The sequence below is a fragment of the Paenirhizobium selenitireducens ATCC BAA-1503 genome, assembly GCF_900492185.1.
Lineage (GTDB): Bacteria > Pseudomonadota > Alphaproteobacteria > Rhizobiales > Rhizobiaceae > Allorhizobium > Allorhizobium selenitireducens_A.
Genome location: NZ_UEYP01000004.1, coordinates 308,005 through 322,287 on the forward strand (window position 1 = coordinate 308,005; position 14,283 = coordinate 322,287).

General features: G+C 64.2%; 12 protein-coding genes. 2 read left to right on the top strand and 10 right to left on the bottom strand.

All coding sequences use genetic code 11. The features are described from left to right. Nucleotides 1-101: 101 nt before the first annotated feature. The 8 genes from RHIZ70P_RS10100 to RHIZ70P_RS10135 form a co-directional block, all read right to left on the bottom strand. Nucleotides 102-299, bottom strand: a complete 198-nt coding sequence (locus RHIZ70P_RS10100) for a twin-arginine translocase TatA/TatE family subunit (protein ID WP_115670178.1) — start codon at nucleotides 297-299, stop codon at nucleotides 102-104. Between the two features lie 5 nt (nucleotides 300-304). After that, the gene (locus RHIZ70P_RS10105; RefSeq protein ID WP_115670179.1) at nucleotides 305-1,438 is read right to left on the bottom strand and encodes an ABC transporter ATP-binding protein; all 1,134 of its coding nucleotides are present in this window, start codon (nucleotides 1,436-1,438) and stop codon (nucleotides 305-307) included. A gap of 92 nt (nucleotides 1,439-1,530) precedes the next feature. Next, nucleotides 1,531-2,265 (bottom strand): SMC-Scp complex subunit ScpB, encoded by a 735-nt coding sequence (scpB, locus tag RHIZ70P_RS10110; protein WP_115670180.1) that lies wholly within the window; start codon nucleotides 2,263-2,265, stop codon nucleotides 1,531-1,533. Between the two features lie 4 nt (nucleotides 2,266-2,269). Then, nucleotides 2,270-3,133: a segregation and condensation protein A gene (locus RHIZ70P_RS10115; RefSeq protein ID WP_115670181.1), complete on the bottom strand. Its 864-nt coding sequence runs from the start codon at nucleotides 3,131-3,133 to the stop codon at nucleotides 2,270-2,272. Beyond that, nucleotides 3,133-4,146: a beta-N-acetylhexosaminidase gene (gene nagZ, locus RHIZ70P_RS10120; RefSeq protein WP_419178284.1), complete on the bottom strand. Its 1,014-nt coding sequence runs from the start codon at nucleotides 4,144-4,146 to the stop codon at nucleotides 3,133-3,135. The genes RHIZ70P_RS10115 and nagZ overlap by 1 nt, the downstream gene beginning before the upstream one ends. Before the next feature lie 133 nt (nucleotides 4,147-4,279). Then, on the bottom strand, nucleotides 4,280-7,096 hold the full coding sequence (locus tag RHIZ70P_RS10125; protein WP_115670183.1) for an SPOR domain-containing protein: 2,817 nt from the start codon (nucleotides 7,094-7,096) through the stop codon (nucleotides 4,280-4,282). Nucleotides 7,097-7,228: 132 nt separating this feature from the next. Then, nucleotides 7,229-8,989 carry an arginine--tRNA ligase gene (gene argS / locus RHIZ70P_RS10130; protein WP_115670184.1) on the bottom strand — a complete coding sequence of 587 codons (1,761 nt, stop codon included), beginning with the start codon at nucleotides 8,987-8,989 and terminating at the stop codon, nucleotides 7,229-7,231. A 60-nt stretch (nucleotides 8,990-9,049) separates the two neighbouring features. Continuing rightward, nucleotides 9,050-10,267 (bottom strand): deoxyguanosinetriphosphate triphosphohydrolase, encoded by a 1,218-nt coding sequence (locus RHIZ70P_RS10135; RefSeq protein WP_115670185.1) that lies wholly within the window; start codon nucleotides 10,265-10,267, stop codon nucleotides 9,050-9,052. Nucleotides 10,268-10,472: 205 nt separating this feature from the next. Here RHIZ70P_RS10135 and erpA point away from each other — a divergent pair, with 205 nt between their 5' ends. Further along, nucleotides 10,473-10,805, top strand: a complete 333-nt coding sequence (gene erpA, locus RHIZ70P_RS10140; protein ID WP_115670186.1) for an iron-sulfur cluster insertion protein ErpA — start codon at nucleotides 10,473-10,475, stop codon at nucleotides 10,803-10,805. A gap of 100 nt (nucleotides 10,806-10,905) precedes the next feature. Continuing rightward, nucleotides 10,906-11,694 (top strand): exodeoxyribonuclease III, encoded by a 789-nt coding sequence (xth, locus tag RHIZ70P_RS10145; protein ID WP_115670187.1) that lies wholly within the window; start codon nucleotides 10,906-10,908, stop codon nucleotides 11,692-11,694. Nucleotides 11,695-11,706: 12 nt separating this feature from the next. Here the strand turns inward: xth and exoR are convergent, their stop codons facing one another. Together exoR and RHIZ70P_RS10155 are read right to left on the bottom strand one after the other, a co-directional pair. Continuing rightward, complete coding sequence (exoR, locus tag RHIZ70P_RS10150) at nucleotides 11,707-12,501, bottom strand: exopolysaccharide production regulator ExoR (RefSeq protein ID WP_115670188.1); 795 nt, start codon at nucleotides 12,499-12,501, stop codon at nucleotides 11,707-11,709. A gap of 546 nt (nucleotides 12,502-13,047) precedes the next feature. Beyond that, nucleotides 13,048-14,217 (bottom strand): OmpP1/FadL family transporter, encoded by a 1,170-nt coding sequence (locus tag RHIZ70P_RS10155; RefSeq protein ID WP_115670189.1) that lies wholly within the window; start codon nucleotides 14,215-14,217, stop codon nucleotides 13,048-13,050. Nucleotides 14,218-14,283 lie beyond the last annotated feature (66 nt).

A 14,283-nucleotide genomic window follows, 5' to 3' on the forward strand; every position in this document is an offset into this window, starting at 1 on the left:
ACTGCTTGTCCCCTTGCCCGCCCGCCGTATCCTGCGCTTCGTAAGCCAGAGCGCAGAACAACGAGGCAGACCGGCCGCCTCACGGGCGGCCGATTGAGGGTTTACTTCGTTTCGTCGGCCTTGTGATCGACGGACTTGCCCGGCGCGGCCGTGTCGGCCTCGTCGTCGCTCATGCCCTTCTTGAAGCTCTTGATGCCCTTTGCGACGTCACCCATCAATTCCGGAATCTTGCCGCGGCCGAACAACAGAAGAACAATGGCCAAGACGATCAGCCAGTGCCACATGCTAAAAGAACCCATACCCGTCACTCCGTGTTTTTCGTTTCCCCGATGTAAGGGGTTTCAGAGTCTTTTTCAAACACCAAAATGTCCTGCGGATTGACCGAGATTGTCGCATCCCTCACACCCGGCGGCAGGATGTCTGCGCGAATGCGCGCACGCACCGGGCGCTCGCTGCCGGGAATCGCCAGTTCCAGCAATTCGACCACGCCGAGAAAGCGGCGCGAAACGACGCGCGCCGGGATCACGCCGCTATCCGCGCTCACGCCGACACCGGACAGCCTAACCGCGATCGAGACTTCCCTGCCCTCGGCCATGCCGTTCGCTTCGGCGACCCCGAGCGGCGTCGACACGTGGCCATTGCGCACCACGCCGGAAAACTCGTTGATCTCGGAGAAGAAGGCGGCGGCGAACAGATCCTTCGGTCGGCGATAGAGGTCGTCTGACGTGCCCACCTGCACCAGTTTACCGTCGCGCAGCAGCGCGATCCGGTCGGCCATCCGCATCGCCTCCTCGGCATCATGCGTGACGACGACCGCGGTCGCGCGGGTCTCCCGCAGGATCGCCAGCGTATCGGCACGGATCGTGTCCTTCAATCTCGAATCAAGGCCGGAAAAGGGTTCGTCCATCAGCAGCACGCCCGGACGCGGCGCGAGCGCCCTGGCCAGCGCCACGCGCTGCTGCTCGCCGCCCGAAAGGGCATGCGGGTATTTCTGCGCATAGTGGGAAAGCCCGACCCGCTCCAGCGCCAGCATCGCCTCGGCGGTTCCCTCGCGCGCCGGCATGGCGGTCAGCCCGAATCGCACGTTCTCGACCACGCTCATATGCGGAAAGAGGGCAAAATCCTGGAACATCAGCCCAATGCCGCGCTGTTCCGGAGGCACGAAGACCGAAGGACCGGCCACTTCGCGGTCATTGAGCAGCAGCCGGCCGGACGATTGCGCCTCGATCCCGGCCGCGATCCTCAGCAGCGTCGTCTTGCCGGAGCCAGACGGTCCGAGCAGGCACAGAACCTCGCCGGGCTCGGCCGTCAGCGACACGCCCCTCAGCGTCTCGCGGCCGTGATAGCCGTGGCGGATCTCCTCGAAGCCCAATCGCGCCGCGAAGGTCACACCGGCGGTTCGCCTCGAATTGTCGGTCTGCGTCGTCTGCGCGCCCATTCCATTGCCCGAATGGCCGATGATCGCGGATGCGTGGAGGCAAGGCGCCCGGTGCATCCGGACACCGCCCGGTTACCATTTAAAACCTGAAGCTATTCGTCCGCTTCTCCGCCCGGAGTCAAGAGGCCAAGCTCTTCGAGGTCGAGTTGGGTGATCGGATCCTCGTCTTCGGCGAGGTCGTCGCCCATGAGCGGCAGGGGGATGTTGAAATTCGCCGGAATACGGCCGGACAGCAGCCCCGCCCCCTTCAACTCCTCGAGACCCGGCAGATCGCGCAATTCCTCAAGACCGAAATGGTCTAGGAAATCACGGGTGGTGCCGAGGGTGACCGGGCGGCCCGGCGTGCGGCGACGGCCGCGAAAGCGCACCCAGCCGGCCTCCATCAGCACGTCGAGCGTGCCCTTGGACGTCTGCACGCCGCGAATGTCCTCGATCTCGGCGCGGGTCACCGGCTGGTGATAGGCGATGATGGCCAGCACTTCGAGCGCGGCGCGCGACAGTTTCTTCACCTCCGCCTCGTCCTTGCGGATGGCGAACGAAAGGTCCGCGGCCGTGCGGAAGGCCCAATGGTCGTCGACCTGCACCAGATTGACCCCGCGCGGAGCATAATCCTCCTTCAACCGGCGCATGATCGCGCCGACGTCGATACCGCGCGGCACACGATCGGCGATGAAGTTCTCGGACACCGGTCCGGCGGAGGCGAAGACCAATGCCTCGGCGATCCGGAGCGCCTCGCGCTCGGCACGAACCGCCGCAGGATCGCGCTCCTCCGGGCTCTCCCCATCGTCGCTCTCCAGGAAGAAGTCCTTGTCCCTGATCTCCCCCATGGCGCTACTCCACCGCCGCCAGTTCGCCGGCCCGCGGGCCGCCGCGCAGGTAGATCGGCTGGAAGGCCCCCTCCTGGCGGATTTCCAGCCGTCCCTCGCGCACGAGTTCGAGCGAGGCGGCGAAGGCGCTGGCGATCGCGCTCACCCGCTCGGCGGGGGTCGGCAGGTAGCGCAGAAGGAAATGGTCGAGGGCCGTCCAGTCGCCGATCTCGCCGATCATTCGAGTCAGGATGGCGCGCGCATCGGCAAGCGACCAGACGCGGCGTCGCGTGATCGTCACCTGGGTGGTCGCCTGTCGCTGTCTGAGCGAGGCATAGGCGGTGAGCAGATCGTAAAGCGAAGCCTCATAGGCGTTGTCGACCCGCGTCGGCACGTGTTCCGGCGCACCGCGCGCATGCACGTCGCGGCCGAGCCGGTTGCGGTTGATCAGGCGCATCGCCGCCTCGCGCATCGCTTCCAGCCGCTTCAACCGGAAGGCCAGCGTCGCTGCCATTTCCTCACCCGAAGGACCTTCGTCCTTGGCCTGCTGCGGGATGAGCAGCCGCGATTTCAGGTAGGCGAGCCAGGCCGCCATGACCAGGTAGTCCGCCGCCAGTTCCAGCCGGATACGCCGGGCGCTCTCGATGAAGTCGAGATATTGTTCGACCAGGGCCAGGATCGAGATCCGGTGAAGATCGACCTTCTGATTGCGCGCCAGAAACAGCAGCAGATCGAGCGGTCCCTCGAAGCCGGCCACATCGATGACAAGCGCAGGTTCGCCGGTCAGACGCTCCGCCGCGTTCTCCTGCCACAGGTTATCCATGGGCGTTGCGGCCGCGGTGCTGCTCGTCTTTGGCGAAGGATGCGGATTGCCGGTCGGGGGCGACATCAGGCGGTCGCCCTCAGCCCGTCGAACTCGTCGCGGATCGCAATCTCCTGCAGCCCATCGACCGCGCCGAAGGCGGCCTCTACCGCATCGGCGCGCGCCCTCGCCTTGCCGGTGAGCAAGGGCACCTCGGCGGCGACCGCCCGCATCTCGTCCATGACGCCGTTACAGTGGAGCACGACGTCGCCGCCGCCGGCGACGATCGCCGCCGCCCGTTCGCCTAGCGACCCCTTGAGCGCATTCATCGATACATCGTCGGACATCAGCAAACCGTCAAACCCGATGGAGCCACGGATGATCTCGTCGATCACCTTGCGCGAGGTCGATGCCGGACGATCCGGATCGACGGCCGAGTATACCACATGCGCGCTCATCGCCATGAGTTCGTTGCGCAGCCTTCTGAACGGCGGGAAATCATGCTCTTCCAGTTCGGCAAGCGGCGTCGTCACGACCGGCAGTTCGTGATGCGAATCCGCCATGCCGCGCCCATGTCCGGGTATGTGCTTCATCACTGGCAGGACGCCGCCGGATTTGAGGCCCGCCGCCGCCGCCTCACCCATGGCACCGACAGTTTCGGGATCATTGCCATAGGCGCGGTCGCCGATGACATTGCTGGCGCCTTCCACCGGCACGTCGAGAACCGGCAGGCAATCGACATTGATGCCGAGGCGGGTGAGATCGAAGGCATGCAGGCGCGACATCAGCCAGGCGGCGCGCAGGCCGAGGTCACGGTCGCGGCGATACAGTTCGCCGAGCACGGCGCCGGACGGATAGCGCGGCGCGATCGGCTCGCGGATGCGCTGCACCCGGCCGCCCTCCTGGTCGATCAGCACGGGAGCATTGCGCCCGCCGACGGTGTCGCGCATCTCGGCGACGAGGTCGCATATCTGCGCCGGCTCCTTGAGATTGCGGGCAAAGACGATGAAGCCCCAGGGCTGTTCGTCACGATAGAACGCCTTCTCGTCGGCTGTCAGGGCAAGGCCGCTGCAGCCCAGGATCATTGCTTTTGCGGGCATGTGTTTCTCTGTCATGGCCGAATCATAGGAGGGGACGGATCAAAGCCGAAGCGACGCAAATAGGTCATACACAGGAAAAGAGGCGGAAACCGTCGGTTCCCGCCTCTTTTTTCGTTCTGGTGGAGCGCCTGCGTTATTTCGTGACCAGACAACTGCCGCCAGCGGACTTGTAGCGCTCGCACAGCGCCTGTGCCTCGGCCTTCGTTCCCGCCGAGATACGGACCCGGTAGTAGGTGCCCTTGCCGGCGATTTCGGCTCGCTTGATCTCGTAGGCCCTACCGCCGACGACACTACCGAACTTGGCCGAGATATTCCTGTAGGACTTTTCCGCCTCTGCTTCGGACGGCAGCGACGCCACCTGGATGTAATAGCCGCCCGCGGCAGGTGCCGTTTGGGCCGCCGCAGGTTCCGGCGCTGCTGCGGCCGGCGCGGGTGCCGGCGCCGCCGTCTCGGCGACGGGAGCAGCAACTTCGGGCGCGGGGGCCGGAGCGGCCGCCGGCGAAGCGACCGCCGGAGTAGCCGCGGTCTCGGCAGGGCTCGCCGGACGAGCCGTCGGAACGGGACCAGGCGTGCCAGGCGTGGCTGTCGCAGCCGGCGGGGCAAGATCTGTCGTCGCCGGGGTGGTGGACGGCGCAGCCAGGGCGGGCGTCGCAGACGGCGGAGCGGCGGCTGCGGCGTCGGAGGCTGGCGCGTCCAGCGTCGGAGCGGATGCCGCCGGTTCGGGAGCCTCCTGCGCCACCAGCGTGCCGTCCGGACGGACGATCATGGTGCGCACCTTGCGGGGGGTAATCGTCGCGGGTTCAGTCGAAGCACCCGGCGCCTGTTCCGTTCCGGCCTGATCCGGCAAGAGCCTCGGATCCTCGGTATCGCCCACGGGGGTACCGAGCGCCTGCGCTTCCGCCTCGCCTTCGAGCGGCAGGGTTTCAGGGATCAGCGTCTTCTGCACGACGTCGACCGGTTCCTCGCTTGAAGATATCAGGCTCTCTTGCTTGGGGTCCTCGACAGCGGCGCCGGCCACGCGGTCATAGACCGCCTTGTCCTGGTTCGGGACCGACTTGCCGCCCGGATTTTCCGGAACGATCTTTACCGGATCCTTGTCGGCAGCAATCACCGGAGGCTCGCCGGAGGAGATCACCGAGCTTGCACCACCGCTCAGCCAGGCATAAAGGGCGCCACCGCCCAGCAGCACGACCACAGCCGCCGTACCCGCCATCAGAAGACCGCGTGAGCCGAAACGCGAGAGCCCCTTGGGCTGCATCGGAATGGCGATCCGGCCGGCATTGGCGGCCGCATAGTCGGAAGGCCTGTCCAGCGTGTGCCGGAAATCCTCTTCCAAAGCGCGTTCGAAGGCATCGAAATCATCCATCGGCGGTAGCGACGTGGCCTTTGCCGCGGCCGCCTGACCCGGGACGGGTGCGACCGGTGCCGGTGCCGGTGCCGAAGGCGTCGCCCGCGATACCGGCGTCGCCGCGACAGAAGGTTTGTCGCTTACGGCCGCCGTCGTCGACGGCTGGTCGAACAGGGCCGCCAGCTCGTTGTCGATGTCGAGATCGTAATCATGTGCATAGGCAACCGGGGCCGGCTTGCTCTCGGGCACCGGAACTTCCGGCACATCCATGTGGGCGATGGATTCGAGATGATCATCCTGCTCGGAGATCTCCGTCGGATCGAAGGCCAGCGGCTCGTCGGCCATCTGCGACACCGCCGGGGCGGGCTTTGCCGGCGCAGAGCCGGCATCGCTGGCAGCCACACGCGGCGCGACCGGCACAGGTGCGACCGCCACAGGGGTGACCGGAACGGGAGCAACCGAAGACGTCGCAGGAGCGGACGCGACCGGGGTGGCCAACGACCGTACCGGTGCAGCGACCGGTACGACCGGCGCGATAGGGGCGACCACCGGCTCGTCGAAGTCCTCCTCGAGGTCGGAGAGGTCGAGCTCAAGGTCATCGAGCTCAAGGTCGAACTCGCCTTCGGTGAAGGGATCGAACTCCTCCTCCTCGATGGACGGGCGCTTGTCGGAAGTCAGGTCGGAGATCGGTTCGGACTGTAGCGCAGTTACCCGCGCCGCCGGGGCCGCGGAAGCGAAGTCGGGCGCGGAAACCGAGAAATCCTCGTTTGCGGCGAGTTCGTCGGCAAAGGAGAAGGAAAAAGATGGCTCGGTCCGGGCCGCAGGCGCGGCGACCGGGACCGGCGCGGCTTCCGTCGCGACCGCGTGGCTTTCGTCGGAGCGGCCCGCGAGATCATCAAAGCCGAACGGATCGGCTGTGCGTTCCACAGGCGCGACGGGCACCGCCGAGGCGGGACCGGACATCGTCTCGTTCCACTGGAAGACTTCGTTGGCGAAGAAATCATCCACTGCGGATGGCTTATCCGCGTTGGAGGATTCAGCCTCGGCCGCCACATGGGGTGCTGCCTCGACGCTTTCCTCGCGCACGAATTGCGGCTCGGCGCGCGCGACAGGCTGCGCTGCAAAATTGGCAAGGGGGAGCCGCAGCTTCGGCTCCGGCCCCACCTCGGGCGCCGACCAATCGAGCGTCACGGCCGGTTCGGAAACGGCCAGTTCCAGCTCGTCGGCAAGATCGGCGGACAATACGGGTTCGGCGCGCTGTTCGGGCTCAAAGGACGCTTCGGACTCAAAGGATGGGGCGGCGATTGCCGGCTCGACGCGAGCGACCTGCGCTTCGACAACCGGTTCGGCCATCGGTTCCGGATAGAAGATGTCGTCCAGATCCTCCAACGCATCGGCAGGCGCAGGGGACGGAGCAGCCGCGACGGGCTCGGCCAGGAGCGGCGCCTCGTCGCTTCGCAGAGGCACATCATAAACCTCGAACTCGCGCAGCAACTCGTCTTCCAGATTGAACTGCGGCTCTTCTGGCTCTGCGGCGCGCGTCGGCGCGGCGTCACGCTCAACGGGCGACTCGAAGCCGACGATTCGGGCCAGTTCCGCCAACGGATCATCGTCCGCGAAACTATCGCTCCCCAATCGACTGCTGAATGCGGCCTGTTTTTGTACCATTACTTGATCCACTCACCCTACGCGACTCGACGCTTGCCAGTGCATTGTGGGTAAATGGTGACGATACTATCGCATTTCGGCCGGAGCTGCGGTGCCCGTGATGGACAGACCGGACTTCAAAACGGAGGCGACAGCATGCACCAGCCCAAGCCTGGCGATGGTCAATTGTCTATCTTTATCGTTAACAAAGCGTAATTCGGGCGAATCCTTGCCCTTGTTCCAGTGCGCGTGGAAGGAACTTGCCAGATCGTAGAGGTAGAATGCCAGCCGATGCGGCTCCTGTGACTGGGCCGCAGCCTCGATGACGCGCGGATATTCTGCAAGCTTGGCGACCAGCTGGAGCTCGGTCACATCGGAGATCTGCCCGGCCACGGCTGCGGCGAAATCACTCGGGCTGACGTCGAGATCGGGGAAGGCCTCCTTCGCCTGGCGGAAGATCGACATGCAGCGCGCATGAGCATACTGCACGTAGAAGACCGGATTGTCCTTCGACTGTTCCGTCACCTTGGCAAAATCGAAGTCGAGCGGCTCGGAGCTCTTGCGGTAGAGCATCATGAAGCGGACGGAGTCGGAGCCGACTTCCTCGACGACTTCGCGCAGGGTGACGAAGTCGCCGGAGCGCTTCGACATCTTCACCGGCTCGCCGTCGCGATAGAGCTTGACCAGCTGGCAGAGCAGCACGGTCAGCTTGGTCTTGCCTTCCGATACGGCCCGCGCCACAGCCTCGAGCCGCTTCACATAGCCGCCATGGTCGGCACCGAGCACATAGATCATCTCGGAATAGCCGCGATCGAACTTGTCCTTGAAATAGGCGACGTCGGCGGCAAAATAGGTATAGGCGCCGTCGGACTTGACCAGCGGACGGTCGATGTCGTCACCAACCTCGGTCGAACGGAACAGCGTCTGCTCGCGGTCTTCCCAGTCCTCGGGAAGCTGGCCCTTCGGCGGCGGCAGCGTGCCGCGGTAGACATGCCCCTTGAAGGTCAGGTCATTGATGGCCGTGCGGATCTTGGCAGCGCCGTTGGCATGCAGGGTGCGCTCCGAGAAGAAGATGTCATGATGCACGTTGAGGATCGCGAGGTCGTCGCGGATCATCACCATCATCGCGGCGATGGCGCGCTCCTTGACGATTTCCATCCATTGCTCTTCCGGCATGGCGTGCAGCTTCGTGCCGAATTCCTCAGCCAGTGCCTGGCCGACCGGGACGAGATAGTCTCCCGGATAAAGGCCCGGGGGAATTTCACCGATCCGTTCGCCCAGCGCCTCGCGGTAACGCAGGAAGACCGAGCGGGCGAGAACCTCGATCTGGGCACCCGCATCGTTGATGTAATACTCCTTGGCTACGTCATAGCCGGCAAAGGCCAGGAGATTGGCGAGCGCGTCGCCGACCACGGCGCCACGGCAATGGCCGACATGCATCGGGCCGGTCGGATTGGCCGAGACATATTCGACGTTGACCTTGCGGTCCTTGCCGAGCGTCGAGCGTCCGAAATCCGTGCCCTCGGTGATGATCGTGGCGAGCAGCCGCTGCCAGTAGCCGGTCGACAGGCGGATGTTGATGAAGCCGGGACCGGCGACGCTCACCTCGGCGATGTCGCCGTCTTCCTTCAACTTGTCGCCGATGACCTCGGCCAGCGCCCGCGGATTGGTGCCAAGCGCCTTGGCGAGCACCATGGCGGCATTGGTCGCGGCATCACCATGGCTCGGATCGCGCGGCGGTTCGACGACGATGCGGCCGAAATCGAGGGAAGAGCGCTTTTCCTTGATGCTGTCGATCTGCTCGAGCGCGGTTTTGATTCTCGTTTCGAAGTCGGCGAAGAGGTTCATGTCGTGGTACCCGCGCAAGCAGTTCGATAGCCCGCAAATGGAGTGGAATTGTTGCGCTGCCTATCGCAAATCGGGAGTCCGGTCAAACAGCTCGGTGTGGGTACGCACCGCATAAGTGTCGGTCATCCCCGCCAGATAGTCGCCGACATGGCGGGCCCTTGCCGGCTCGTTCAGGCCGGCCATGTGGTTCACCCAGTAGTGGCTCTTCATCAACGCCGGATCGGCCATGTAGGCGTGGAACAGATCGGTGACGATCTGTGCTGCACCGGCGCGAATGCGCATGATGTCCGGGTGGCGATAGATGCGGCTGAACAGAAGCTTCTTGATCTGTCGGTCGGTCTCGGCCATCTCGTCGGAAAAGGTGGCGATGGTGCGTGCAGCGCCGCGAACATCGGCGGCGCTGCACGGCCTCAGTTCGGCAAGGCGCGCCTGCGCCACGCCGATCACGTCCTCGACCATGCGGGTGATCTGCCGGCGCATGATCTCATGGGTGAAGCGGTCGGGCTCGAGATGCGGATAGCGATCCCGCACCTCCTTCATCAGCCCGGCGAGGAAGGGAACCTCCTCCAGCATGTCGAAGCTCAGATAGCCGGAGCGCAGGCCGTCGTCGATGTCATGGGTGTTGTAGGCGATGTCGTCGGCGATGGCGGCGACCTGTGCCTCAAGGCCCGCATAGCTTGCCAGTTCGAGGTCGTGCAGCTCGCAATAGTCAAGGATCGGCTGCGGCACGGGACCGCGCGTGCCCTCGCCTGCCTCGGTCATCAGCGGGCCATTGTGCTTGACCAGCCCCTCCAGGGTTTCCCAGGTGAGGTTGAGCCCGTCGAACTCGGCATAACGCCGCTCCAGCTTGGTGACGATCCTGAGCGACTGGGCGTTGTGGTCGAAGCCGCCATAGGGCGCCAGCACCTCGTGAAGCGCATCCTCGCCGGTATGGCCGAAGGGCGTGTGGCCGAAGTCGTGCACGAGCGCCACGCCTTCGGCCAGATCCTCGTCGAGCTTCAGCGCACGGGCCAGCGCGCGGGCGATCTGCGCCACCTCGATCGTGTGGGTAAGCCGGGTGCGGTAGTGGTCTCCATCGGGACCGATGAAGACCTGCGTCTTGTGCTTCAGCCGACGAAAGGCGGTGGTGTGGACGATGCGGTCTCGGTCGCGCTGGAAGTCGGATCGGGTCGGACTGCCGCCTTCGGCAAACAGCCGGCCGCGTGTCGTCCAGGGATCGGTCGCGTAAATCGCCCGCTCGCCGGTCCCGAACCCCAGTGCACTTTTATCAATCGTCATGTCGCGTCCTGTCCGCTCCCCATTGACGCCATCGGCCCGCCTTCATACCTATAGCGGGCAATGCCGCAAGGCATGCCCCTTATAGCACGGGCCGCAAGGGCGGCCTTTACTATCTCGGGCAGAATGGCTGCATTGCATGTCAGAACATTGAATTTTCTGCCGTTCCAGCAGTTTTCCACGGGCCTTGAACCCGTCAGGAGGCGAGATGAGCACCCAGACCGTTACCCTTTCCGAAGCCGCGGCGAAACGAATCGCCCAGATCGTCGCCAGTGAAGCGGACAAGAGCGCGTTGCGCGTCTCCGTCGAAGGCGGCGGCTGTTCCGGCTTCTCCTACAAGTTCGACCTCGACAAGGGGCCGCAGTCCGACGACATCGTCATCAGCCGCAATGGCGCCACCGTGCTGATCGACCCGATGTCGCTCATCTACATGGCCGGATCGGAAATCGATTTCGTCGACAACCTGCTCGGCCAGTCCTTCCAGATCAACAATCCCAATGCTGTTGCCAGCTGCGGCTGCGGCACCAGCTTCTCCGTTTGATCGCCGGCCGTCTCGGCGCGCGCTCCTGCATAACCCGCAAAAGCGGATGGCAAAATCCACACCGTCGGGTATGTAGAGGCGAGACGAGAGGGTGAACGCCATGAAGATCGCGACCTGGAACATCAACGGCGTCAAGGCACGCATCGCCAATCTTTGCGAATGGCTGCAGAGTTCGGCGCCGGACGTGCTGTGCCTGCAGGAAATCAAGTCGGTCGACGAAGGCTTCCCGCGCCTCGAGATCGAGGCGCTCGGCTACCACGTCGAGACGCATGGCCAGAAGGGCTTCAACGGCGTGGCCATCCTGTCGAAGACGAAGCCCGACGAAATCAATCGCGGCCTGCCGGGCGACGACGGAGACGAACAGGCGCGTTTCATCGAAGCGGTCTTTTCGGTCGCAGGGGGCGTGGTGCGGGTCTGCTCGCTCTACCTGCCGAACGGAAATCCCCCCGACGACCCGGTTAAGTACCCTTACAAGCTCTCCTGGATGGAGCGGCTGAAAGCCTATGCCGAGAGCCGGCTGGCGCTCGAGGAACCGCTCATCCTTGCCGGCGACTACAATGTCATCCCCGAGCCGCACGACTGCCGCGATCCGCGCCTGTGGGAGGGCGATGCCCTGTTCCTGCCCAAGACCCGACAGTCGTTTCGACGGCTGGAGAATCTCGGCCTCACCGACGCGGTGCGCGCGACGAGTGACGATCCCCTGCTCTACTCGTTCTGGGATTACCAGGCCGGTGCCTGGCAGAAGAACAACGGGATCCGCATCGACCATCTGATGCTGTCGCCGGAAGCGAGCGACCGCCTGCTGTCTGCGACGATCGAAAAGCACGTGCGCAGTTGGGAACGGCCGTCCGACCATGTGCCGGTGACGGCGATGTTCGATTTCGCCTGAACGGCGGCACACCTATTCCGTCTGGCTGATGACCTGCGGCGCGAGCGCGACCGCCACCCGGCGGTCTTCTTCGTTGGCGATGGAGAAAGCCTGTTCCTGCAGTGACTGCATCCAGTCACAGTCCTTCGGAGGACAATTGTCCAGCGCCGCGGTGAGGAAGGCGAGGCCCCGCACCGTCTGGCCTTCCTCGAAAAGAACATTGCCGAACACTGCCATGGCACCCGTATGCCCCCCCTTGCGGGCAAGGTTCAGCCATTTCTTGGCCTGCTGGACATTGCTCTTGCCGCCCTCGCCGGCCAGGATCATCCGCGCCAGCTGGAACTGCGCCTCCGGCACACCGAAGGTCGACGCCGCCTGGAAGTAGAGCTGGCGTGCTTGGGCGAGGTCGATCCTCACCGGGCTGTCGGGAATGCCCTGACGATAGTAACGGGCGAGCGACAGCAGCGCATTGACGAAGAAGCCGGTATCTTCGGAACCCGGCTCGACGCCCTGGCTGGCGATGTCCGCATAAATCTTGAACGCTTCGAAGTCATTCTCGACCACGCCGTCGCCTGCCGCATACATATTGGCGAGCGCCCAGCGGGATCCGGTATGACCCTTTTCAGCGGCATAGCGATAGGCTTCGACCGCGTCCTCCTTCTGGCCGTTCTTGTAGGCCTTGAAGCCGAACTTGAAGAGGTCGAAGGGACCCGATTCCTTCGTCACCCCGGCATTCATGTCGAAGGCGTGACCGGCCGTTCCCGCCATGACGAACAGGAATGCCGAGAGAAGCAATGTGGCCGGAGACTTCCAGTCTGATGTCTGCATAATTCCGTATTTCTTCCACAACACCGCAGACATCAGCGCATCCCTCCATTCGACATGGAGGGCCTGGCCTTGCCTGTAAGACATTTGAGCTTGAAACCGTGAACAACCGGTTCATCGCTCCGCCGCGGGGGCGTGCCACGCACGTCGCCGAAGGACGGATCTGCATCCGCCGCGACGAAAGGAAGCTTAGGAGCGATTTCGGGCAAGACTACGACTGCTGCGCGTTTGCGGCCACCGCCGACGCCCGTTGTCGTTCGAAAATCGTCCCGCAGGCTCGCCGCGGTTGATTTCCGGAGATAATTCCCGACGCACTGTCCCATGCCTACTCACACGCCACGCTAACGCGAAACGGCCCCATCCGTTTCGAGACCTGATCGCTGCGCTTCGTTTGTGGCGGGAAATGGACAAAATCGGCGGCCGGAAGCCCGTCAAGCGAGGATTCGGCGTCTGTTGCAGATCTGTCACATTCTTCGCGGCAGCGCGGCGGCGAAACGCAGAGAGCCCGGCATGCCGGGCTCTCCTTGTTTCGTTGTCGGATCGTCGCGCTTAGAAGACGATCTTGTAGTTGGCCGAGACGGCATAGGCCCAGTCGGCGTCAGCCGTCGCGTCATAGGTCGCATCGTCCGCAACCGACTGGCTGCCTTCGGTCAGGTAGCTGACTGCACCGCCGAAGCGAAGCTCGCCGGGACCAGCCTTGACCGAGACGCCAGTGCCGATGGTCCAGGTGTCGGTGTAGATGTCGGCGCCCGTATCAACACCCTTGTCCCAGGTCACGTTGACCGTGCCGGAGATCTTCTCGTTGAAGGCATGACCGACGCCGGCCTGAATGGTCCAGCCGTCCTGCCAGTTGTAGACGTCCTCGCGCGGGACATAGACGCCCGGAGCCGGCGTGCCGAGGCTATAATCGAGCGACTGCATGACACTCCAGTCGGTCCACTTGACCGAGCCGTAGACCAGCCAGCCGGGCGCCACGCCCGACTGGAGCGACAGCTTGATCGACTGCGGCAGCGTACCGCTGCCAAACGCGTCCTGGACACCCCAGAGCGGATTGACCGCGCCGGCGCCCCAATCGAAGCTGCCATTGTCGCTGGCATCATGCTCGACCTTCGAACGGTACATCAGCTGGGCGCGCAATGCGTATTCCGGAATGTCATAGGCGACCCCGAGGCGATAGCCGAACGCCGCGTTGTCTTCCAGATGCAAGTCACCAGCATAGCTGTTTGCCGTATACTCGAAATCCTGCATGAACACGCCGCCGAGCACGTGGACACGGCCCTTGCCGGCCTCCATGTTGACGTCGCAGGTGGCGCCGTATTCGTTGGTGACGAAGTCCTTGTGGCTCGCGCCGGTGCCACCAGCCATCAGGCTCGCCATCTGCGCCTGCGGGCCGTAGTCCGCATCGGCACCGAAGGGCTGGGTGTAGGTCAGTGCGCAAGCGACATTATCGGTCAGCTTGATCTTGGCGGCCAGGCTCGGGATCCAGTAGTTCTGCGAAAAATCCTCGTCCGTGCCGTCGACCATCACGCCGCCGATGCGGATCTTGTCATAGTCGCGACGCGGCGAGACGAACGTGACGCCACTGCGGGCAATATAATCACCTTGTTCAAACAGGATATCAGTGTCCGCCTCGCCGCGGTTCCAGCCGCCCGCATGCGCCGACGTGGCCAGCGCGCTGACGCCGAGCAAACACAAAATAGTCGTCTTCTTGAGATACATTGCCGTCTCTCTCCCCACTTACTGGCAAAAACTGATTTGCAGTGTAGCCGCGCCGACGCGGATGAC